This is a genomic window from Pseudarthrobacter sp. H2 (genome assembly GCF_050157045.1).
Classification (GTDB): domain Bacteria; phylum Actinomycetota; class Actinomycetes; order Actinomycetales; family Micrococcaceae; genus Arthrobacter.
The window spans coordinates 1,606,172-1,623,678 of record NZ_CP189594.1 but is presented as its reverse complement, the minus strand read 5'-3'; the positions used below and the strand labels follow the sequence as shown (position 1 = coordinate 1,623,678).

Annotated in this window: 15 protein-coding genes; 4 read left to right on the top strand and 11 right to left on the bottom strand. The window is 67.9% G+C overall.

What is annotated here, in order from left to right; genetic code table 11:
• Positions 1 to 62: 62 nt before the first annotated feature.
• Positions 63 to 767 carry a type IV toxin-antitoxin system AbiEi family antitoxin gene (locus ACQCSZ_RS07715; RefSeq protein WP_427007441.1) on the top strand — a complete coding sequence of 235 codons (705 nt, stop codon included), beginning with the start codon at positions 63 to 65 and terminating at the stop codon, positions 765 to 767.
• Here the strand turns inward: ACQCSZ_RS07715 and ACQCSZ_RS07710 are convergent, their stop codons facing one another.
• The 9 genes from ACQCSZ_RS07710 to pdxT all read right to left on the bottom strand — a co-directional run bounded on the left by ACQCSZ_RS07710 (position 768) and on the right by pdxT (position 10,734).
• The gene (locus ACQCSZ_RS07710; RefSeq protein ID WP_427007440.1) at positions 768 to 3,161 is read right to left on the bottom strand and encodes a RelA/SpoT family protein; all 2,394 of its coding nucleotides are present in this window, start codon (positions 3,159 to 3,161) and stop codon (positions 768 to 770) included.
• A gap of 149 nt (positions 3,162 to 3,310) precedes the next feature.
• Complete coding sequence (gene secF, locus ACQCSZ_RS07705; RefSeq protein WP_427007439.1) at positions 3,311 to 4,330, bottom strand: protein translocase subunit SecF; 1,020 nt, start codon at positions 4,328 to 4,330, stop codon at positions 3,311 to 3,313.
• On the bottom strand, positions 4,331 to 6,106 hold the full coding sequence (gene secD / locus ACQCSZ_RS07700) for a protein translocase subunit SecD (RefSeq protein WP_427007438.1): 1,776 nt from the start codon (positions 6,104 to 6,106) through the stop codon (positions 4,331 to 4,333).
• Between the two features lie 105 nt (positions 6,107 to 6,211).
• A complete protein-coding gene (yajC, locus tag ACQCSZ_RS07695) occupies positions 6,212 to 6,637 on the bottom strand; it encodes a preprotein translocase subunit YajC (protein WP_427008278.1) in 426 nt (141 codons plus the stop codon).
• 187 nt (positions 6,638 to 6,824) lie between these two features.
• Entirely contained in the window at positions 6,825 to 7,949 is a 1,125-nt protein-coding gene (gene ruvB / locus ACQCSZ_RS07690) for a Holliday junction branch migration DNA helicase RuvB (RefSeq protein ID WP_427007437.1), read from the bottom strand.
• On the bottom strand, positions 7,942 to 8,598 hold the full coding sequence (gene ruvA, locus ACQCSZ_RS07685) for a Holliday junction branch migration protein RuvA (protein WP_427007436.1): 657 nt from the start codon (positions 8,596 to 8,598) through the stop codon (positions 7,942 to 7,944). The genes ruvB and ruvA overlap by 8 nt, the downstream gene beginning before the upstream one ends.
• Positions 8,599 to 8,689: 91 nt before the next feature.
• Entirely contained in the window at positions 8,690 to 9,277 is a 588-nt protein-coding gene (gene ruvC, locus ACQCSZ_RS07680; RefSeq protein ID WP_427007435.1) for a crossover junction endodeoxyribonuclease RuvC, read from the bottom strand.
• Positions 9,274 to 10,029 carry a YebC/PmpR family DNA-binding transcriptional regulator gene (locus ACQCSZ_RS07675; protein ID WP_427007434.1) on the bottom strand — a complete coding sequence of 252 codons (756 nt, stop codon included), beginning with the start codon at positions 10,027 to 10,029 and terminating at the stop codon, positions 9,274 to 9,276. Before ACQCSZ_RS07675 ends, ruvC begins: the two co-directional genes overlap by 4 nt.
• Before the next feature lie 3 nt (positions 10,030 to 10,032).
• Positions 10,033 to 10,734, bottom strand: coding sequence for a pyridoxal 5'-phosphate synthase glutaminase subunit PdxT (gene pdxT / locus ACQCSZ_RS07670; protein ID WP_427007433.1), 702 nt, complete (start codon positions 10,732 to 10,734; stop codon positions 10,033 to 10,035).
• Positions 10,735 to 10,826: 92 nt separating this feature from the next.
• Between pdxT and ACQCSZ_RS07665 the strand changes: the two genes are divergently transcribed.
• Complete coding sequence (locus ACQCSZ_RS07665; RefSeq protein ID WP_427007432.1) at positions 10,827 to 12,131, top strand: MurT ligase domain-containing protein; 1,305 nt, start codon at positions 10,827 to 10,829, stop codon at positions 12,129 to 12,131.
• A complete protein-coding gene (locus ACQCSZ_RS07660; protein WP_427007431.1) occupies positions 12,128 to 12,895 on the top strand; it encodes a type 1 glutamine amidotransferase in 768 nt (255 codons plus the stop codon). Before ACQCSZ_RS07665 ends, ACQCSZ_RS07660 begins: the two co-directional genes overlap by 4 nt.
• An 18-nt stretch (positions 12,896 to 12,913) precedes the next feature.
• Here the strand turns inward: ACQCSZ_RS07660 and ACQCSZ_RS07655 are convergent, their stop codons facing one another.
• Positions 12,914 to 14,266: a CapA family protein gene (locus ACQCSZ_RS07655; RefSeq protein ID WP_427007430.1), complete on the bottom strand. Its 1,353-nt coding sequence runs from the start codon at positions 14,264 to 14,266 to the stop codon at positions 12,914 to 12,916.
• A gap of 81 nt (positions 14,267 to 14,347) precedes the next feature.
• Between ACQCSZ_RS07655 and ACQCSZ_RS07650 the strand changes: the two genes are divergently transcribed.
• Positions 14,348 to 16,360, top strand: a complete 2,013-nt coding sequence (locus ACQCSZ_RS07650) for a M3 family metallopeptidase (RefSeq protein ID WP_427007429.1) — start codon at positions 14,348 to 14,350, stop codon at positions 16,358 to 16,360.
• 148 nt (positions 16,361 to 16,508) lie between these two features.
• On the opposite strand, the gene pdxS is transcribed toward ACQCSZ_RS07650, so the two are convergent.
• Entirely contained in the window at positions 16,509 to 17,435 is a 927-nt protein-coding gene (pdxS, locus tag ACQCSZ_RS07645; RefSeq protein ID WP_427007428.1) for a pyridoxal 5'-phosphate synthase lyase subunit PdxS, read from the bottom strand.
• Between the last annotated feature and the right edge of the window lie 72 nt (positions 17,436 to 17,507).

The following is a 17,507-nucleotide window of genomic DNA, read 5'->3' as shown; positions in this document are numbered from 1 at the left end:
GGTTATCCACATGACCGAGGCGGGGCCTGTTCCCTGCTCCGGGGACGCGGCACGATGGCGGAATGGCCCTCCTGTCCGGCACACCTGCTCCCCGCACCCCTCCTCCGCGTGCATCTGACCCGCCTGCGTCTGCCCGGCTCACGCCGGTTACGCTCACGCCGGTTCCGTCGCCGCCTGACCCGTCCCCGCACGAGCTCTACTCCCCCGGTGCGCTCTTCTCCTGGCCGGAGCTGCAGGCCATGGCGTCCGACGGCGTGCTGACGCAGCTGTACCAGCGCGGGTACCTGCCGCCCGGGACGCGCTCGACGCCGCAGCTCCGGGCCCGCGCCGCGGCCTGCGCCATTCCCGTGACCATCCGGCAGCGCATCGTGGCCGGAAGGATGACGGCTGCCTGGATCTATGGCTGCGCCCATGAGCCGGACCGTCTGGCCCTGCTGGTGGATGCCAACCGGAGGATTTCCAGCCTGAGGTCAACCCGCGGGTGCACCTTCCACGAGGTGCGGCTGGGGCCCTTCGACGTCGTGAGCCTGGGCGGACTGATGGTATCCAGCCCGCTGCGGACGGCGCTGGACATCGCCCTGCACGTGGAGGCTGAGCAGGCGCTGCCGGCCCTCGCGGCCCTCCTCGCGAAGCCTGAGCTGGACGTGCGGCTGCGGCTCCTCAGGCTCGCCGTGGAAGCCAGCCCGAGGGTCCCGCACAGGAAAGCAGCGCTCGAGAAGCTGGCTGCGGTGCTCCCGGCGCCCCCTGAAGGGCAGGCGTCGGGCTAGCTAATTCCGCCGCCGGTTCCCGGTGGTGCGGTAGACATCGAAGACTCCGTCAATGCGGCGGACGGCGCTGAGCACGTGGCTCAGGTACCTCGGATCACCCATCTCGAAGGCGAACCTGGAAATCGCCACCCGGTCTGTGGAGGTATGCACGCTGGCGGCAAGGATATTCACGTGGTTCTCCGACAGCACCCTCGTGACATCGGACAGCAGGGACTTGCGGTCCAGCGCTTCGACCTGGATCTCCACCAGGAACACGCTCGACTGGGTGGGGGCCCAGTCAACTTCCACGATCCGGTCGGGCTGCTCCCGCAGGCCCGCAACATTCGTGCAGTCGGTCCGGTGCACGGAGACCCCGGAACCGCGGGTGACGAAGCCGAGGATGGGATCGGGCGGCACCGGGGTGCAGCACCGGGCCAGCTTCACCCAGACATCGTCAACCCCCCGGACCACCACACCCGAATCCGAGTACCGGGCCTTGCTGACCTGGGTGGGAATGGAGACCTCGGAGAGGTCATCCTCGGGCGCCTCATTCCCGCGGAGGCTCTCCACGAGGCGTTCCATGACGGACTGGGCGGAGGTGTGGCCGTCGCCCACCCCCGCGTAGAGCCCGGAGATGTCCACATACTTGAAGTCCTCTGCGATCGCGGCGAGGGCGTCGTGGGTCATGAGCCGCTGCAGGGGAAGGTTCTGCTTGCGCATTGCCTTGGTCAGCAGTTCCTTGCCCCGGTCAATCGACTCCTCGCGGCGCTCCTTGCTGAACCATTGCCTGATCTTGTTCCGGGCCCGGGCGCTCTTAACGAAGTGCTGCCAGTCCTGGCTGGGGCCGGCGCCTTCGGCCTTGGAGGTGAAGATCTCCACCCAGTCGCCATGATTCAGTTCACTGTTGAGCGGGACTAGCTTGCCGTTGACCCTCGCCCCGATGGTCCGGTGACCCACCTCGGTGTGGACGGCGTAGGCGAAGTCCACGGGTGTGGAACCGGCCGGGAGGGCCATGACCTCACCCTTGGGAGTGAAGACGAACACCTCCCGGGCGTTGATCTCGAAGCGCAGGGAGTCGAGGAATTCGCCCGGATCGGAGGTCTCCTGCTGCCAGTCGACGAGGGAGCGCAACCAGCCCATGTCTCCGTCGCGCGGGCTCCCCGGACCGGCCGCCGTGCGGTTCGGCTGATCCTTGTACTTCCAGTGCGCGGCAACGCCGTATTCGGCGCGCCGGTGCATCTCATGGGTGCGGATCTGGATCTCCACCGGCTTGCCGCCCGGACCGATCACCGTGGTGTGCAGCGACTGGTACATGTTGAACTTCGGCATCGCGATGTAGTCCTTGAACCGGCCGGGAAGCGGGTTCCAGCGCGAATGCATGGCACCCAGCGCCGCGTAACAGTCCCGGACCGAATCGACGAGCACGCGCACGCCCATCAGGTCGTTGATGTCGTCGAAGTCTTTGTCGCGGACGATCATCTTCTGGTAGATCGAGTAGTAATGTTTCGGCCGCCCGGTGATGGTGGCCTTGATCTTGGCGTCCCGCAGGTCCCCGGTGATCTGGTTGCGGATGACGGCGAGATTCTTCTCCCGCTCCGGGGTCCGGTCGCCCACCATGCGCACGATTTCCTCGTACACCTTGGGGTACAGCGCCGCGAAGGAGAGGTCTTCCAGTTCCCACTTGATGGTGTTCATGCCGAGCCGGTGGGCCAGCGGCGCGAAAATCTCCAGGGTTTCCCGTGCCTTGCGTGCCGAGGACTCGGCCGAGACGAAGCGCCACGTGCGGGCGTTGTGCAGCCGGTCCGCGAGCTTGATCATCAGCACGCGGATGTCCTTGGCCATCGCCACGACCATCTTGCGCACGGTTTCGGACTGCGCGGCCTCGCCGAAGCTGACCTTGTCCAGCTTCGTGACACCGTCGACCAGCATCGCCACTTCCGGACCGAACTCCGCCTTGAGATCGTCCAGGGTGTAGGAGGTGTCCTCGACGGTGTCGTGCAGGAGCGCCGCGGCCAGCGTGGTGCCGCTCAGGCCCAGTTCGGCGAGGATCGTTGCCACCGCCACCGGGTGCGTGATGTAGGGGTCGCCGCTCTTGCGCTTCTGCCCGCGGTGGCAACGCTCCGCCACCACAAAAGCACGCTGGATGAGGTCGAAGTCCTCCTTGGGATTGTTGGCACGGACGGTGCGCAGCAATGGCTCGAGGATCGGCGAGTACGCCGGGGCTCCCCGGCCCGTCAGCCGGGCCAGCCTGGACCGCGTGCGTTCGCGGCGGCCGGGGAAAGTGGCGCGGGCCCCGGCGTTGTCGACCGGCACGGGGACATCGGGACGTCCGGAAGCCACCACGCCGGTCTGCGAAGCCTGGCCGTGACTCTTATCCACCGGCGCCGCTGGCACCGGCGTCGAACGTTCATCCAAAAGGAGCACCCCTCACAACCCGATAATCATTCCAGTGTATTCCCGCAGGAGGATACTCCGATAACCCGCCGGGATACGGCGGCGGGCCGGAGACCGTCACGGATGACGTTCTCCGGCCCGTCGGATCAAGACACGCCGGGCCAGGCCTGCTAGGCGGTGGCGGGAGTTGCCTCCGAGGCGGCCATGGCGGCAGCCTCCGCACGGCGCTGTTCCACCCGCTTGGCCTGCTTGACCAGGTCCGGTTCGCTTTGGCGGAGCCAGGCGTACAGCGGGGCCGCGATGAAGATCGTTGCGGCCGTTCCGATCAGGATGCCCACGAACAGGGCCAGGGACAGGTCGCGCAGCGTTCCGGCGCCCAGCAGCCCGGCCCCGATGAAGAGGATGGCACCGACCGGGAGGATGGCCACCATCATGGTGTTGATGGAGCGGACCAGGGTCTGGTTGACGGCGAGGTTGACTTCCTCGGCAAAGGTCCTGCGGGTGGACGCCTGCAGCTCGGCCGTGTTTTCGCGGATCTTGTCGAAAACCACGACCGTGTCATACAGCGAATAGCTGAGCACCGTCAGGAAGCCGATGATCGCCGACGGCGTGACCTCGAAGTCGCTCAGCGAGTAGACCCCGGCGGTGATGAACATGGTCACGAGCATGCCCGCGAGGGCCGAGAGCGACATCTTCCAGGTCCGGAAATACAGCGCCATCAGGACGGCGGCCAGTGCCACAAAGACGAGCAGGCCCAGCAGCGCCTGCTTGGTCACGTCCGCACCCCAGGTGGGTCCGACGAACGTCGAGGTGACCTCGTTGTCCGTGACGCCGTACGCGGTGGTCAGGCCGTCCTTGATCTTGAGCGTATCCTCGTCGGTGAGCTTGTCCGTCTGGATGCGCATCGTGGTGCCGGCAACGTTGGCGACGCGCGGCACGCTGCCCGCGACGACATCCGTCACGGCCTTCTCGCCGATCGTCGCATCCGTGGTCTTGACGTTGGAGACGGTGAACTCGGACCCGCCGCGGAATTCGATCCCGAGGTTGAAACCGCCCTTGGCGATCGGCAGGAGGATCGAGAGGGCAACGGCGACGGCTGCAACCAGGAACCAGATCTTCTTGGACGCGACGAAGTCGTACGAGCGCTTGCCCGTGTAAAGCTCGTTACCGAATGTGGCGAAGCTGGCCATTTACTTGCCCTCCTTGGCTGCGCTCTTGGCGGAACCGGCAAGTTGTCCTTGATTGCCCTGTTCCTGTTTTTCCGCGAGGCGGCGTTCTGCAATGGTCATCCGGCGCGCGGCTTCAGCCGTGGCGCCGCTGTTCTTGGCGCGGACGGCGACGGCGGGCCTGTCTTCCGGCGTACGGATCCGCCCTGCGCCCCGGTACAGGGGCACGGCGCCGAGGCGCTTCGGGTCAAGCCCGGAGAACCGGTGGCCTTCACCGAAGAACTTGGTCCGGGACAGGACCTGGAGGGTGGGGTGGGTGAACATGAAGACGACGATGAGGTCGGCGATGGCTGTCAGGCCCAGGGTGAAGGCGAAGCCGCGGACGTTGCCCACCGCCACGAAGTACAGCACGAGGGCGGCGAGGAGGTTCACGGCCTTGGACGCCAGGACGGTGCGCTTGGCCCGCTTCCAGCCGTTCTGCACCGCCGAGACCAGGCCGCGGCCTTCACGGAGCTCATCACGGATGCGTTCGAAGTAGACGATGAACGAGTCCGCCGTCTGGCCGATGGCCACGATGAGGCCCGCAACACCGGCCAGGGAGAGACGGTAGTTCTCCGTCCAGCCCAGGATCGCGATGGCAAGGTAGGTCAGCGAACCGGCCACCACGAGGGAGGCGACGGTGACGAAGCCGAGTGCCCGGTACTGGAAGAGCGAGTAGACGACCACCAGCAGCAGCCCGATCAGGCCCGCCAGCATGCCCATCCGGAGCTGCTCGCCGCCGAGGGTGGCCGAGATCTGCTGTTCGCTCTGGATTTCGAAGCTGATCGGCAGCGCGCCGAAGCGCAGCTGGTCCGAGAGGGCCTTCGCGGACTGTTCGGTGAACCCGCCGGTGATCTGCGGGCGGCCGTCGGTGATGACGGCGAGGGAACGCGGCGCGGAGATGACCTGGTCGTCGAGGACGATGGCGAACTGGGCCTTCGGGTCGGAGCCGCTCTGGCCGCCGGCGGCCACGAAGAACTGGTAGAGGCGCTCGGTGACTTCCTTGAACTTGGCGGTGCCCTGCTCGTCGAACTGGATGTTCACGGCCCACTCGTTGGTGACGGCACCCTGGGCACCGGCCTGCAGCTGGAACGAGGAGGTCTTGATGTTCGTGCCCTTGACCTCAACCGGCCCCAGAATGTACTTGATGGCCGGCGACGTCGCGGAAGCCGGCTCGCAGGTGACCAGCGGCTTGGCCGGGTCGGAGCGTTCCTGCTTGTCCTGGGACGGGTTGTCGCAGTCGAGCGTCTCGAACTTCTTATAGACATCGGCCGTGATCCAGTTCACGTCGCTGCTGTTCGCGGGCGCAGCTGTGGGCTTGGGCAGCTGTTCCTCCGGAGTCAGGGACGCCGTGGGGACCGCCGCGCCGGGGCCGGCCTGGAGGACCGGCCGGAAGTTCATGTCCGCGGAGGCCTGGATCAGGGCCCGGGTCTCCTTGGACGGGGTGCCCGGAAGGCTCACGACAACGTTGCGGCCGGACTGCGTGCTGATTTCAGCCTCCGCGACGCCCGAGCCGTCCACGCGCTGGCGGATGATTGACACGGCCTGGTTGAGCTGGTCTTCGCTGATGTCCGAACCGCCCTCGACCTTCGGCGCCAGGATCATCTGCGTGCCGCCTTCAAGGTCCAGGGCAAGCTTGGGAGCCCAGCTCGCCTGCCCGGCCATGGTGCCGCCCGCCAGGACGGCAGTCAAGACGGCGAGAATAACGCCAAGCCAGACCAGCACCCGGAGGGCTGTGTTTTTGGGGCCAGTACGTGCCATTGTCGATCTTTCTATTAATGATGGAGGAGCCGCCGGCGCTGACCGCGGGGGCCGCACCGGCGCGGCCCCCAGCAGTTGCTTCGCGGGCCAGCTCCGATAGGCAGACTAGCTGTCTTTCTTGCCTTCGTCGTTGAGGCGGCGCAAAGTTTCATCCGGCGTTTCAGTGCGCGGCGATTCGGCGGCGGGGGCGGCACTCCCGGCCTTGTCGATGGTCAGCGGGGAGGCGTCGGTCAGCGAGGAGGCGTCGTCGGGAACGACCGTAGGCTCCTCTACTGCAGCAGCCGGCTCGACGATTTTGGTGACGGCCTGGCGGTGCACGGTAGCAAGGTTTCCCGGCGAGAGTTCAAGAAGGACCTTGTTCTCGTCCTCGTCGATCTCGATGATGCGGCCGAACAGTCCGAAGCTGGTCATGACCTCCACGCCGGGAGCGAACTGCGACTGCAGCTTGACCGCCTGTTCCTTGGTCTTCTTGTTGCGGCGGAACATCATGAAGACGAAGAGTCCGAGCATGACGAACAGCAGGATGTTCATTGGATCCACGGGGAAATTCCATTCTGTACTTGCGTAGCTGGTCATTGGCAACGTCCGCTTCGCTCCGGGCCGGCGGAAAACCTGGGACCAGGCCCAGCCAACGGCGGCCGGAGCCGGCGCGGACAGAAACAAAGACCCGAACGTGCCGAGCGTCATTCCAGTCTAAAGGGAAAAGGGCAGGCCGGGGCTATTGGGCGTTGCGGATCCGTTCCGGACCGGCTTCTTCACCGAGTTCATCGCCGAGTTCATCGCCGTTTTCAGCACCGGGGTCGGCTGCCTGGAACAGCTCCAGGGGATCCTGCGCGAAGACCCCGGCAGGTACCGCGAAGCCAAGGTGGGTCCACGCCGGTGCAAGGGCGATCCGGCCCCGGGGCGTACGGCCCAGCAGGCCTTCACGGACCAGATAGGGCTCGGCCACCGTTTCAACGGTTTCCGTCTCTTCGCCGACGGCGATGGCAAGGGTGGACAAGCCCACCGGGCCGCCGCCGAACTTGGTGATCAGCGCCTCGAGGACGGCGCGGTCCAGGCGGTCCAGGCCGCGCTTGTCGACTTCATACATGTCCAGCGCTGCCGAGGCTGCCCGGGCGTCAATCTGCTCGATGCCGTGGACCAGCGCCCAGTCGCGGACGCGGCGCAGGAGCCGGTTGGCGATGCGGGGCGTGCCCCGGGACCGTCCGGCGATCTCACTGAAGCCGGCGGAGTTGACCTTGAGGTCCAGCAGCCCGGCGGAGCGCCGGAGCACGAGTTCCAGCTCCTCGACCGAATAGAACTCCAGGTGGCCGGTGAAGCCGAACCTGTCCCGCAGCGGGCCCGGAAGGAGCCCGGCGCGGGTGGTGGCGCCGACCAGCGTGAAGGGCGGCAGTTCGAGCGGGATGGCGGTGGCACCGGCACCCTTGCCGACCACGATATCGACCCGGAAGTCTTCCATGGCCATGTACAGCATTTCCTCGGCCGGGCGGGACATGCGGTGGATCTCGTCGAGGAAGAGGACTTCGCCCTCGGAGAGCGAGGACAGGATGGCGGCCAGGTCCCCGGCGTGCTGGATCGCCGGGCCGCTGCTGATCCGCAGCGGGGCGTTCATTTCCGCGGCGATGATCATCGACAGGGTGGTCTTGCCCAGTCCCGGCGGACCGGACAGCAGGACGTGGTCCGCACTGCGGCCGCGCATCCGCGAGGCTTCCAGCACGAGGGACAACTGTTTGCGTACCCGGTGCTGGCCGACGAAGTCATGCAGGTTCTTGGGCCTGAGGGCTGCCTCGATGGCCCGTTCCTCCGGCTCCTCTCCCCCGGCCACGAACGACGGCTCAGCCACGGGCGCCTACCCGGTTCCCGGCGCGCGCGCCGTCCTGGCCCAGCCAGCGGAGGGTGGTGCGCAGGATCTCCGCCACGTTGCCCTTCTCTGCCACCTCGGGTGAATCGGCGAGGGACTTGTCGATGCTGGCGGTGGCGTCCTTTTCGGACCAGCCCAGGCTGGTCATGGCGGCGATGACCTGGGGCTTCCAGGCGGCTTCCGCGGAGGCCGCCGGGGCGGTGCCGGTGGCGGTGCCGGCACCGGTCCCGTGCGGGACCAGTTTCCCGGCCAGTTCCAGCACGATCCGGCCCGCCACCTTGGGCCCGATCCCGGGCACCTTGGTGAAGGCCTTGCCGTCGCCGGAGTGCGCGGCGACGCGGATGGCTTCGGGTTCGTGGACGGCCAGGACGGCCAGCGCCAGCCGGGGCCCGACGCCGCTGACGCTGAGCAGGACATCGAACACCTCGCGTTCGTCATCGCTGCCGAAGCCGTAGAGGGTCAGGGAGTCCTCCCGCACGATCAGCGAGGTGAAGAGCTTCCCCTCTTCACCCGCCCGGAGGCTGCTGAGGGTCTGCGGCGTGGCGTTCACGCTCATGCCGGCACCGTTGAGGTCGATCACGGCGGAGGCCAGTCCGACGTGCGCTACGGTTCCGCGAAGAAAACTGATCAAAGCCGGGCTCCTGAAGTACAGCCGGACTACCCGGCTATCCGAACATATCTACGAATAGCGTACCAAGCTCTGCGGCGGCACAGTCGGCGATTCACCGCGCACGGCGCGCTTTCGCCTCCGCGTCCGCCCAGGCACGCTGCGCCGGGGTCAGCGACTGGCTGCCCGGTCCGGTGGTGGCTGCGCCCGTGTTGGAAGCCCCGCTGCCGGCCCGCCAGGCGTGCGTGATGGCCAGGGCCAGGGCGTCGGCGGCGTCGGCGGGGCGGGGCGGGGCGTCAAGCCGGAGGATCTTGGTGACCAGTTTGGTGACGGCGTCCTTGTTCGAGGTTCCGCTGCCCGTGACCGCGGCCTTGACCTCCGACGGCGTGTGCAGGGCCACCGGGATGCCGCGGCGCGCCGCGGCGGCAATGACCACTCCCGAGGCCTGCGCCACCCCCATCACAGTGCTGACGTTGAGCTGCGAAAAGACGCGCTCGACGGCCATGACGTGCGGTTCGTACCGGTCCAGCCACTCATCAATGGCGTCGGCAATCACCAGCAGCCGCTGGTCAAGGCCCTGTTCCGGTGAGGTGCCGACGACGCCGAACGCCACCATCGTGGCCCGGCGGTTCTTTTCCACGTCCACGACGCCGATCCCGCAACGGGTGAGGCCCGGGTCGACGCCGAGGACGCGGAGGGTCACTCGGCTTCCAGTGCGGCCTGCACTTCGTCGCTGAGGTCGGCGTTGCTGTAGACGTTCTGGACGTCATCCAGGTCCTCAAGGGCATCGACGAGCTTCATGAACTTCTTGGCGGCTTCAAGGTCCAGCGGCACCTGCATCGAGGGCACGAATTCGGCCTCGTCGGTGTCGTATTCGATTCCGGCTTCCTTGAGCGCGTCGCGGATTCCCTGCAGGTCGGTCGGCTCGGAGTGGATCTCGAAGCTGTCGCCGTTGTCCTTGACTTCCTCGGCACCGGCGTCGAGGACCGCCATCAGGACGTCATCCTCGGTCAGTCCGTTCTTCTGCAGGGAAACAACGCCCTTGCGGCTGAACAGGTAGCTCACCGAACCGGGGTCGGCGATGGTGCCGCCGTTGCGGGAGATGGCGAGGCGGACTTCCGAAGCGGCACGGTTCTTGTTGTCCGTGAGGCACTCGATCAGCAAAGCCGAACCCTGCGGTCCGCGGGCCTCGTACATGATTTCGGAGTAGTCCACGACCTCGCCGGTGAGGCCGGCTCCGCGCTTGATGGCGCGGTCGATGTTGTCAGCGGGGACCGAGGTCTTCTTGGCCTTGGTGACAGCCAGTTCCAGGCCGGGGTTGCCTGCAAGATCCGGTCCGCCCATCCGCGCGGCGACTTCGATGTTCTTGATCAGCTTGGCGAACGACTTGGCCCGGCGGCTGTCGAGGATGGCCTTCTTGTGCTTGGTCGTCGCCCATTTGGAGTGGCCTGACATGCGTTAAACTTCCCCTCTGATCATCCGGATAAACAGTTCATGCACCCGCTTCTCCCCCGTCACTTCCGGGTGGAAGGAGGTGGCCAGCAGCTTGCCGGAACGTACTGCAACAATTCTAGCCGTCCCCTGCAGGGATTCGGGGTGGCCCGCCTCGGACGGTTCCACCTGGGCCAGGACCTCCACGCCCTCGCCCACCCGCTCCACCCACGGTCCACGGATGAAGACGGCGTGCACCGGGGCCACGCCGTTCTCGTCGGCGCTGAACTCGAGGCCCTTGAAGTCAAGATCGGTCTCGAAGGATTCGCGCTGCCGGCCAAAGGCGTTGCGGCGCACCGTGATGTCCAGGCCGCCGAAGGTCTGCTGCGGAGCCCCGGACAGGTCCGTCGCCGGGTCCGTGATCTCCTCCGCCAGCAGGATCATGCCGGCGCAGGAGCCGTAGACGGGCAGCCCGGCCCGGATGCGGTCCCGCAGGGGCTCCCGGAGGCCGAAGATCCTCGAGAGCTTGTCGATGGTGGTCGATTCGCCGCCCGGAATGATGAGCCCGTCCAGCCCGTCCAGTTCGGACGGGCGGCGGACGGCGGTGCCGGTGGCGCCGGCGGCCTCGACGGCGTGCAGGTGTTCACGGAAATCGCCCTGGAGTGCCAGGACGCCGATCCGCAGGCCTGCACCCGCGCGGGATTCCAGCGCAGAAGTGGGGGTGGTCATCGGACCAGCTTAGTGCTAAGCGCTTTCCGGAGCCGCACGCGCCGCCGCCCCGCGGCGGACCTCCCTGCCGCCGCTGGGATATATTACAAAGCATGTTTTACTTCAGTGTTCCGCTCGGCAAGCTCGTCCGCCGGGTTTCCCGGCTCAGGGGCGGCGGCTCTGCCCTTCCCGGCCTGGTGGTCGAGAAAATCGACCCCGGCTTCATGGCGCGGACGCTGTCCACCCTGCCGCTCGGCGTCGCGGTCGTCAGCGGCACGAACGGCAAGACGACCACCACGAAGATGGTCGTGGCGCTGCTGGAAAGCCAGGGCCTGAGGGTCTTCACCAACCGCACCGGCAGCAACTTCACCCGCGGCGTCGCCGCCGCCCTGCTGGGTGAGGTCGACTGGCGGGGACGGCTCACGGCCGACGTCGCGGTGCTGGAACTGGACGAAGCGCACGCCGTGCACTTCGTCAACCGGGTCCCGCCGCGCTACAGCCTGCTGCTCAACGTCCTCCGCGACCAGCTGGACCGGTTCGGCGAGATCGACAAGACCGCCGAGCTGCTGCAGCACGTTGCCTCCAAAACGACCGGAACCGTCGTCCTGAACCGGGAGGACCCGCGGGTCGCCCGGATCGCGGAAACCCTGGACGGGCCCGCGGTGCTCTACTTCGGCCTCGACGACTCGCTCCTGAGCACGTTCCCCAACGACGACGAGATGCGGGCGGCCCCCGGCCGCCCGGCGCCGGCTGCCCCCCAAAGGCCGCACGCCGACGTCGTGCTGCGCCGGGTGGGTGTGGACGATGCGGACTTCGAGTACGACGGCGTCACGGTCACCACGTCCATGAAGCTGCGCGGCGTCTACAACATCTTCAATGCGGCCGCCGCGCTGACCCTGGCCCGGGCCATCGCGGCGCGCGACGCCGGCCGGGGCAAGACTGCCGTGGCGGACAACGCCGGCCTGCTGGCTGCCCTGGCCCGGGTGGCCCCGGCATTCGGGCGCGGCGAAAGCCTCGTGGTGGACGGGCTGCCGCTGGAACTGGTCCTGGTCAAGAACCCCAGCGGCTTCCGGCTGGGCCTGAAGTCCTTCCCCGCCGCGGGCTACGCGACCATGATCGCGATCAACGACAACTACGCCGACGGCCGGGACATGTCCTGGCTGTGGGACGTCGAATTCGACACGCTCCGCGATGCCGGGGTGGACCAGCTGACCGGCTCCCGCGCCTATGACATGGCCCTCCGGCTGCAGTACGACGACGTCGCCATCGGCGCGGTGGACACCGAGATCGCGCCCGCGCTGGCCGCCTTCATCCGCGGCGGCGCGGGCCAGCCGAAGCGGATCTTCTGCACCTACACCGCCATGCTGGCCATCCGCCGCGAGCTGTCCAAAATCACCACAGTGGAGGTGGTCTCATGACCCCGCGTTCCGGACACGAACTGCCCGGGGAGTCCCCCGCGCCGGGCAAGGGAACCATCCGGGTCCTGCAGCTGTACCCGCGCGACATGAACATCTACGGCGACTGGGGCAATGCCCTGGTCCTGGCGCAGCGGCTGCGCTGGCACGGCTACACGCCGGAACTGCTCGAGTACAACCCCGGGGACGACTTCCCCGCGAACGTTGACCTGATCGTCGGCGGCGGCGGGCAGGACAGCGGCCAGCTGGTCATCAAGGACGATCTCCTCTCGCGGGAGTCGACGCTGAAGCAGCTCGCCGAGGACGGCACCCCGATGCTGGTGATCTGCGGGCTGTACCAGCTCTTCGGGAAGTTCTTCAAGACCCGGCTCGGCTCCGTCATTCCGGGCATCGGCATCCTGGACGTCGAGACGCACGGCACCGACCAGCGGCTGATCGGCAACGTCTCGGTGGCCTCGCCGGAGTTCGGCACCATCCTCGGCTACGAGAACCACAGCGGCCAGACCACCCTGGGCCCGGGCGTCGAACCGCTCGGCACGACGGCCAAGGGCACCGGCAACAACAGCACCGACGGCCAGGAAGGCGCCCGCTACCGGAACATCGTGGCGAGCTACCTGCACGGCTCGCTGTTGCCCAAGAACCCGGCCGTGGCCGACTTCCTGGTCCGGACCGCCGTCGAACGCAAATACGGCACCTTCACCCCCGGCACCCCGGACGACTCCTACGCCGTCCTCGCCCGGGAACACGCCGCCCGCCGGCCGCGCTGAGTTTGCGGCTCAGCCGCCCTACGGCTCCCGGGTGATGAGCAGTTCGTGGGCTCCCGCCGTCGCGGCGCCCATCGACTCGACCACGGCCCGGGTGCGCTGGCGGGTGGCGGCGTCGGCCGCGGCACCGGCGCAGGGACCCTGCGGGGCGTCGGACGCGACGGAGCACCAGCGGTAGGGTCCGTGGACAATGACCGACGGCGCCCAGGCCAGGTCCGAGGCGGCCCACTTCCCGTCGGAATCCTGGCTGAACTGGGCCCGGACCAGCAGTCCCTCGTTGTTCACCACATAGCTCGGCGACAGTTCGGTGATGCCGTTGCCCAGGCCGTACACGATCCAGGTCCCCTTGTACTGCTCGATCGGCAGCACCGAGTGCGTGTGGTGCCCGTAGATCATGGTGAACTGCCCGCTGTCCACAAGGGCGTGGGCGACATCCTGCTGTTCGGCGTTGGGGGCGCTGGAATATTCATCACCGGCGTGCATGACGCCCAGCACGATGTCCGCACCGAGCGCCCGCGCCTTCTTCGCCTTGGCGATCATGGCGTCGGGATCGAGCATGTCCACCTGCCACGCCTGCTCCGGGACCTGGCCGTTGAGCCCGTAGGCGGCCTCGATCACGGCGATTTTCGCGGCCGCGGTCTGCAGGATCAGGACGCCCTGTGAGTCGGCCTCGGTCCGGTAGGAGCCGGTGTGCTGCAGCCCGGCAGCGTCCAGGGCGTCCAGGGTGCGGACCAGCCCTTCCGTGCCTCGGTCAATGGTGTGGTTGCTGGCCGTGGTGCAGGCCTGGTAGCCCACTTGGCGGGCCGCGAAGATGATCTGCGGCGGAACGTTGAAGGAGGGGTAGGCCGAGAAGGGTCCGGTCGGTTCCGCCACCGGCGTTTCCTGGTGGCAGACCGCGAGGTCGCTCTTCTCGAGGTACTTCCGCTGGCCTTCCAGCAGCGGAAGGAAGTCCAGGCCCTTGGCACCCGCCGCGAGGGCGTCGGCGCGGGCCTGCTCCCAGAGCTGGGCGTGGACCAGCATGTCGCCGGTGACCAGCACCGACGCGCAGCGGACGGCGGGGCACGCGGGCCCCTTCCCCGGGGTCGGCGTCGGGACCGGGGTAGGCGTCGGGGCAGGCGTGCCCGACGGCGGCCCGCTCTGCGCCGCTGCGCGCCCGCCGGCAGTGGTCCCGCCGGCAGCCGGCGTCGGTGTCGGGTTATTGTCCTGCTGGCTGACGATGCCGCAGGAGGCCAGCGAAGCCACGAGCGATACTGCTGCGGCGGCGGCAAACAATCTGCCGCGCAGACCGCCGCGCAAACTGCCGTGCAGGGCCCCGTGCAAACTACTGCGCAGGCGGCGCGGCCGTGCGCGCGGCGTGCTGTTAATCTTCCCCATGCCGCCCATCCTACGGCGCGGGTCCTCCCAACACGCTCAGCAAGCCGTTGAGAACCCGCGCATCACATGAAAGAGTCATTCATGACCAATCCCTTCCTGAGCCCCAGCCCCCTGCCGTTCGGCCTGCCGCCGTTCGCGGACATCGAGGACGCGCACTACACGGAAGCCGTCGACGCCGGCCTGGCCGGGCATCTGGCCGAAATCCAGGAGATCGTGGACAACCCCGATCCTGCGTCGTTCGAGAACACAGCCGTCGCCATGGAACGGTCCGGACAGCTGCTGCAGCGCGCGGCCGCGGCGTTCTTCACCCTCGTTTCGGCCGACGCCACGGACACGATCCGGGAGCTGGAGACCGTGCTGTCCCCGCGCTTCTCGGCCCACCAGGACGCTGTCTACCTCAACCGGGGACTCTTCGAGCGCTTCGCCGCGATCACCACCGGGCAGCTGGACGCCGAATCCGCCCGGCTCGTGGAGGAGTACCTCAAGGAGTTCCGCCAGTCCGGCATCGCGCTCGACGACGCCGGCCAGGAGCGGCTCAAGGCCGTCAATGCCGAACTGTCCCGGCTGGGCACCGAATTCGGCCAGCGCGTCAAGGACGGGATGAAGTCCGCGGCCCTGCTGCTGGATGACGCCGCAGACCTCGCGGGCCTCCCGGCGGACGACATCGCCAGCGCCGCGGAAGCGGCCCGCACGGCGGGCCATGAGGGCAAGTTCCTGCTCACCCTCATCCAGCCGAGCAACCAGCCTGCCCTGGCCGCCCTGGCGGACCGCGGGGTCCGCCGGCGCCTGTACGAGGCCTCCATCGGCCGCGGCAGCGGCGGCGGCGGCCTCGACGTGCTGGACCTGGTGAAGGACATGGTCGGGCTGCGCGCCGAGAAGGCCGTCCTGCTCGGCTTCGCCAATTACGCCGAACTCACCGTGGACCGGCAGACGGCGCCGGACTTTGAGGCGGTGCGGACCATGCTGAACCGCCTGGCGCCGGCCGCCGTCCGGAATGCCGACGCCGAGGCGGATGCGCTGGCGGAAATCGCCGGCCACCCGCTCGAGGCCTGGGACTGGGCCTACTACTCCGCGAAGGTCAAGCGCGAACGGTACGCCGTGGACGAGCAGGCCCTCCGCCCCTACTTCGAGCTGGACCGGGTGCTCGACGACGGCGTGTTCTTTGCCGCCAACGCCTTGTACGGCATCACCTTCCATGAACGCAGCGACCTCGCCGGCTACCACCCCGACGTGCGCGTCTGGGAGGTCCGGAACCCCGACGGCACGGAACTGGGCCTGTTCCTGGGCGACTACTACACCCGTGAATCCAAGCGCGGCGGGGCCTGGATGAACTCGCTCGTGGACCAGTCCGGGCTGCTGGACACCCGGACCGTGGTGATCAACAACCTCAACATCTCCAGGCCGCCGGCCGGCGAGCCCACCCTGCTGACCCTGGACGAGCTCCGCACCACGTTCCACGAGTTCGGCCACGCCCTGCACGGACTCTTCTCCTCCGTCAGCTACCCGCGGTTCTCCGGCACGTCGGTGCCGCGGGACTTCGTGGAGTACCCCTCGCAGGTGAATGAAATGTGGATCCTGTGGCCGGAGGTCCTGGCGAACTACGCACGGCACCACGCCACCGGCGAGGCGCTGCCCCAGGAGATCGCGGACAAGCTCGACGCCGCCAGGCTCTGGGGGGAAGGCTTCGGCACCACCGAATACCTGGGTGCGGCGCTGCTGGATCTCGCGTGGCACGTGCTGGACGGCACGGACGTGCCCGCGGACGCCCTGGAGTTCGAGGCCAAGGCACTGGCCGCGGCCGGGGTGGCGCACGCCCTGATCCCGCCGCGCTACCGCACCGGCTACTTCCAGCACATCTTCGCGGGGGACGGCTACGCGGCAGGCTACTACTCCTACATCTGGAGCGAGGTGCTGGACGCCGACACGGTGGAATGGTTCAAGGAGAACGGCGGGCTCACCCGGGCCAACGGGGACTTTTTCCGCGCCGAGGTGCTGTCCCGCGGCAACAGCCGCGATCCCCTGGAATCGTTCCGCGCCTTCCGCGGCCGCGACGCCGTCCTGGAACCGCTTCTCAGGCGCCGCGGCCTCGACTAGCCTCTCGGGTCCAACCCAACTGGCTCGCACTTGTTGTCGTTTTGAGCCCTGAAAACGGCAACAACTGCGAGTTACTTGGGTGGAATGAACGACGGCGGCCGGCCACCAAAGAGGTGACCGGCCGCCGTCGGGCAGTGCTTTAGTTTTCTTACCAGCCGCGCTCGGCGAGGCGGTGCGGCTGCGGGATCTCGTCCACGTTGATGCCGACCATCGCTTCGCCCAGGCCGCGGGAGGCCTTGGCGATCTCGTCCGGGTCGTCGAAGAAGGTGGTGGCCTTCACGACGGCGGCGGCACGCTGGGCCGGGTTGCCGGACTTGAAGATGCCGGAGCCGACGAACACGCCGTCGGCGCCGAGCTGCATCATCATGGCGGCGTCGGCCGGGGTGGCGATGCCGCCGGCGGTGAACAGGACCACGGGGAGCCTGCCGGACGCGGCAACCTCCTTGACCAGGTCGTACGGGGCCTGCAGTTCCTTGGCGGCGACGTACAGCTCGTCCTCGGCCATGCCGGCCAGCTTGGCGATCTCGGCGCGGATCTGGCGCATGTGCGTGGTGGCGTTGGAGACGTCCCCGGTGCCGGCCTCGCCCTTGGAACGGATCATGGCCGCGCCCTCGTTGATGCGGCGCAGGGCCTCGCCGAGGTTGGTGGCGCCGCAGACGAAGGGAACGGTGAATTTCCACTTGTCGATGTGGTTGGTGTAGTCGGCCGGGGTCAGGACCTCGGACTCGTCGATGTAGTCCACGCCGAGCGACTGCAGGACCTGCGCCTCGACGAAGTGGCCGATCCGGGCCTTCGCCATGACCGGCACGGACACGGCATCGATGATCTTGTCGATCATGTCCGGATCGGACATGCGGGACACGCCGCCCTGCGCGCGGATATCGGCGGGAACGCGCTCGAGCGCCATGACGGCCACGGCGCCGGCATCCTCGGCAATGCGGGCCTGCTCGACGTTGACGACGTCCATGATGACGCCGCCCTTGAGCATCTCGGCCATGCCGCGCTTGACGCGGCTGCTGCCCGTCACGTTCTTGGCGGACGCGCCGGCTTCGCTGCTTACATCAGGTGTAGACACAAAAACCCCTATGGGTAGATAGATGACCTCGCCGGGGCACGGGCGGCACGCGAATGCCTCAACTGCGCGCTC

What these genes read in the sequence shown, in the direction of transcription:
- ACQCSZ_RS07715 (WP_427007441.1), top strand. Translation starts at nt 63, where the DNA reads ATGGCCCTCCTGTCCGGCACACCTGCTCCCCGCACCCCTCCTCCGCGT.
- secF (WP_427007439.1), bottom strand. Translation starts at nt 4,330, where the DNA reads ATGGCCAGCTTCGCCACATTCGGTAACGAGCTTTACACGGGCAAGCGC.
- secD (WP_427007438.1), bottom strand. Translation starts at nt 6,106, where the DNA reads ATGGCACGTACTGGCCCCAAAAACACAGCCCTCCGGGTGCTGGTCTGG.
- yajC (WP_427008278.1), bottom strand. Translation starts at nt 6,637, where the DNA reads ATGAACATCCTGCTGTTCGTCATGCTCGGACTCTTCGTCTTCATGATG.
- ACQCSZ_RS07675 (WP_427007434.1), bottom strand. Translation starts at nt 10,029, where the DNA reads ATGTCAGGCCACTCCAAATGGGCGACGACCAAGCACAAGAAGGCCATC.
- pdxT (WP_427007433.1), bottom strand. Translation starts at nt 10,734, where the DNA reads ATGACCACCCCCACTTCTGCGCTGGAATCCCGCGCGGGTGCAGGCCTG.
- ACQCSZ_RS07665 (WP_427007432.1), top strand. Translation starts at nt 10,827, where the DNA reads ATGTTTTACTTCAGTGTTCCGCTCGGCAAGCTCGTCCGCCGGGTTTCC.
- ACQCSZ_RS07660 (WP_427007431.1), top strand. Translation starts at nt 12,128, where the DNA reads ATGACCCCGCGTTCCGGACACGAACTGCCCGGGGAGTCCCCCGCGCCG.
- ACQCSZ_RS07655 (WP_427007430.1), bottom strand. Translation starts at nt 14,266, where the DNA reads ATGGGGAAGATTAACAGCACGCCGCGCGCACGGCCGCGCCGCCTGCGC.
- ACQCSZ_RS07650 (WP_427007429.1), top strand. Translation starts at nt 14,348, where the DNA reads ATGACCAATCCCTTCCTGAGCCCCAGCCCCCTGCCGTTCGGCCTGCCG.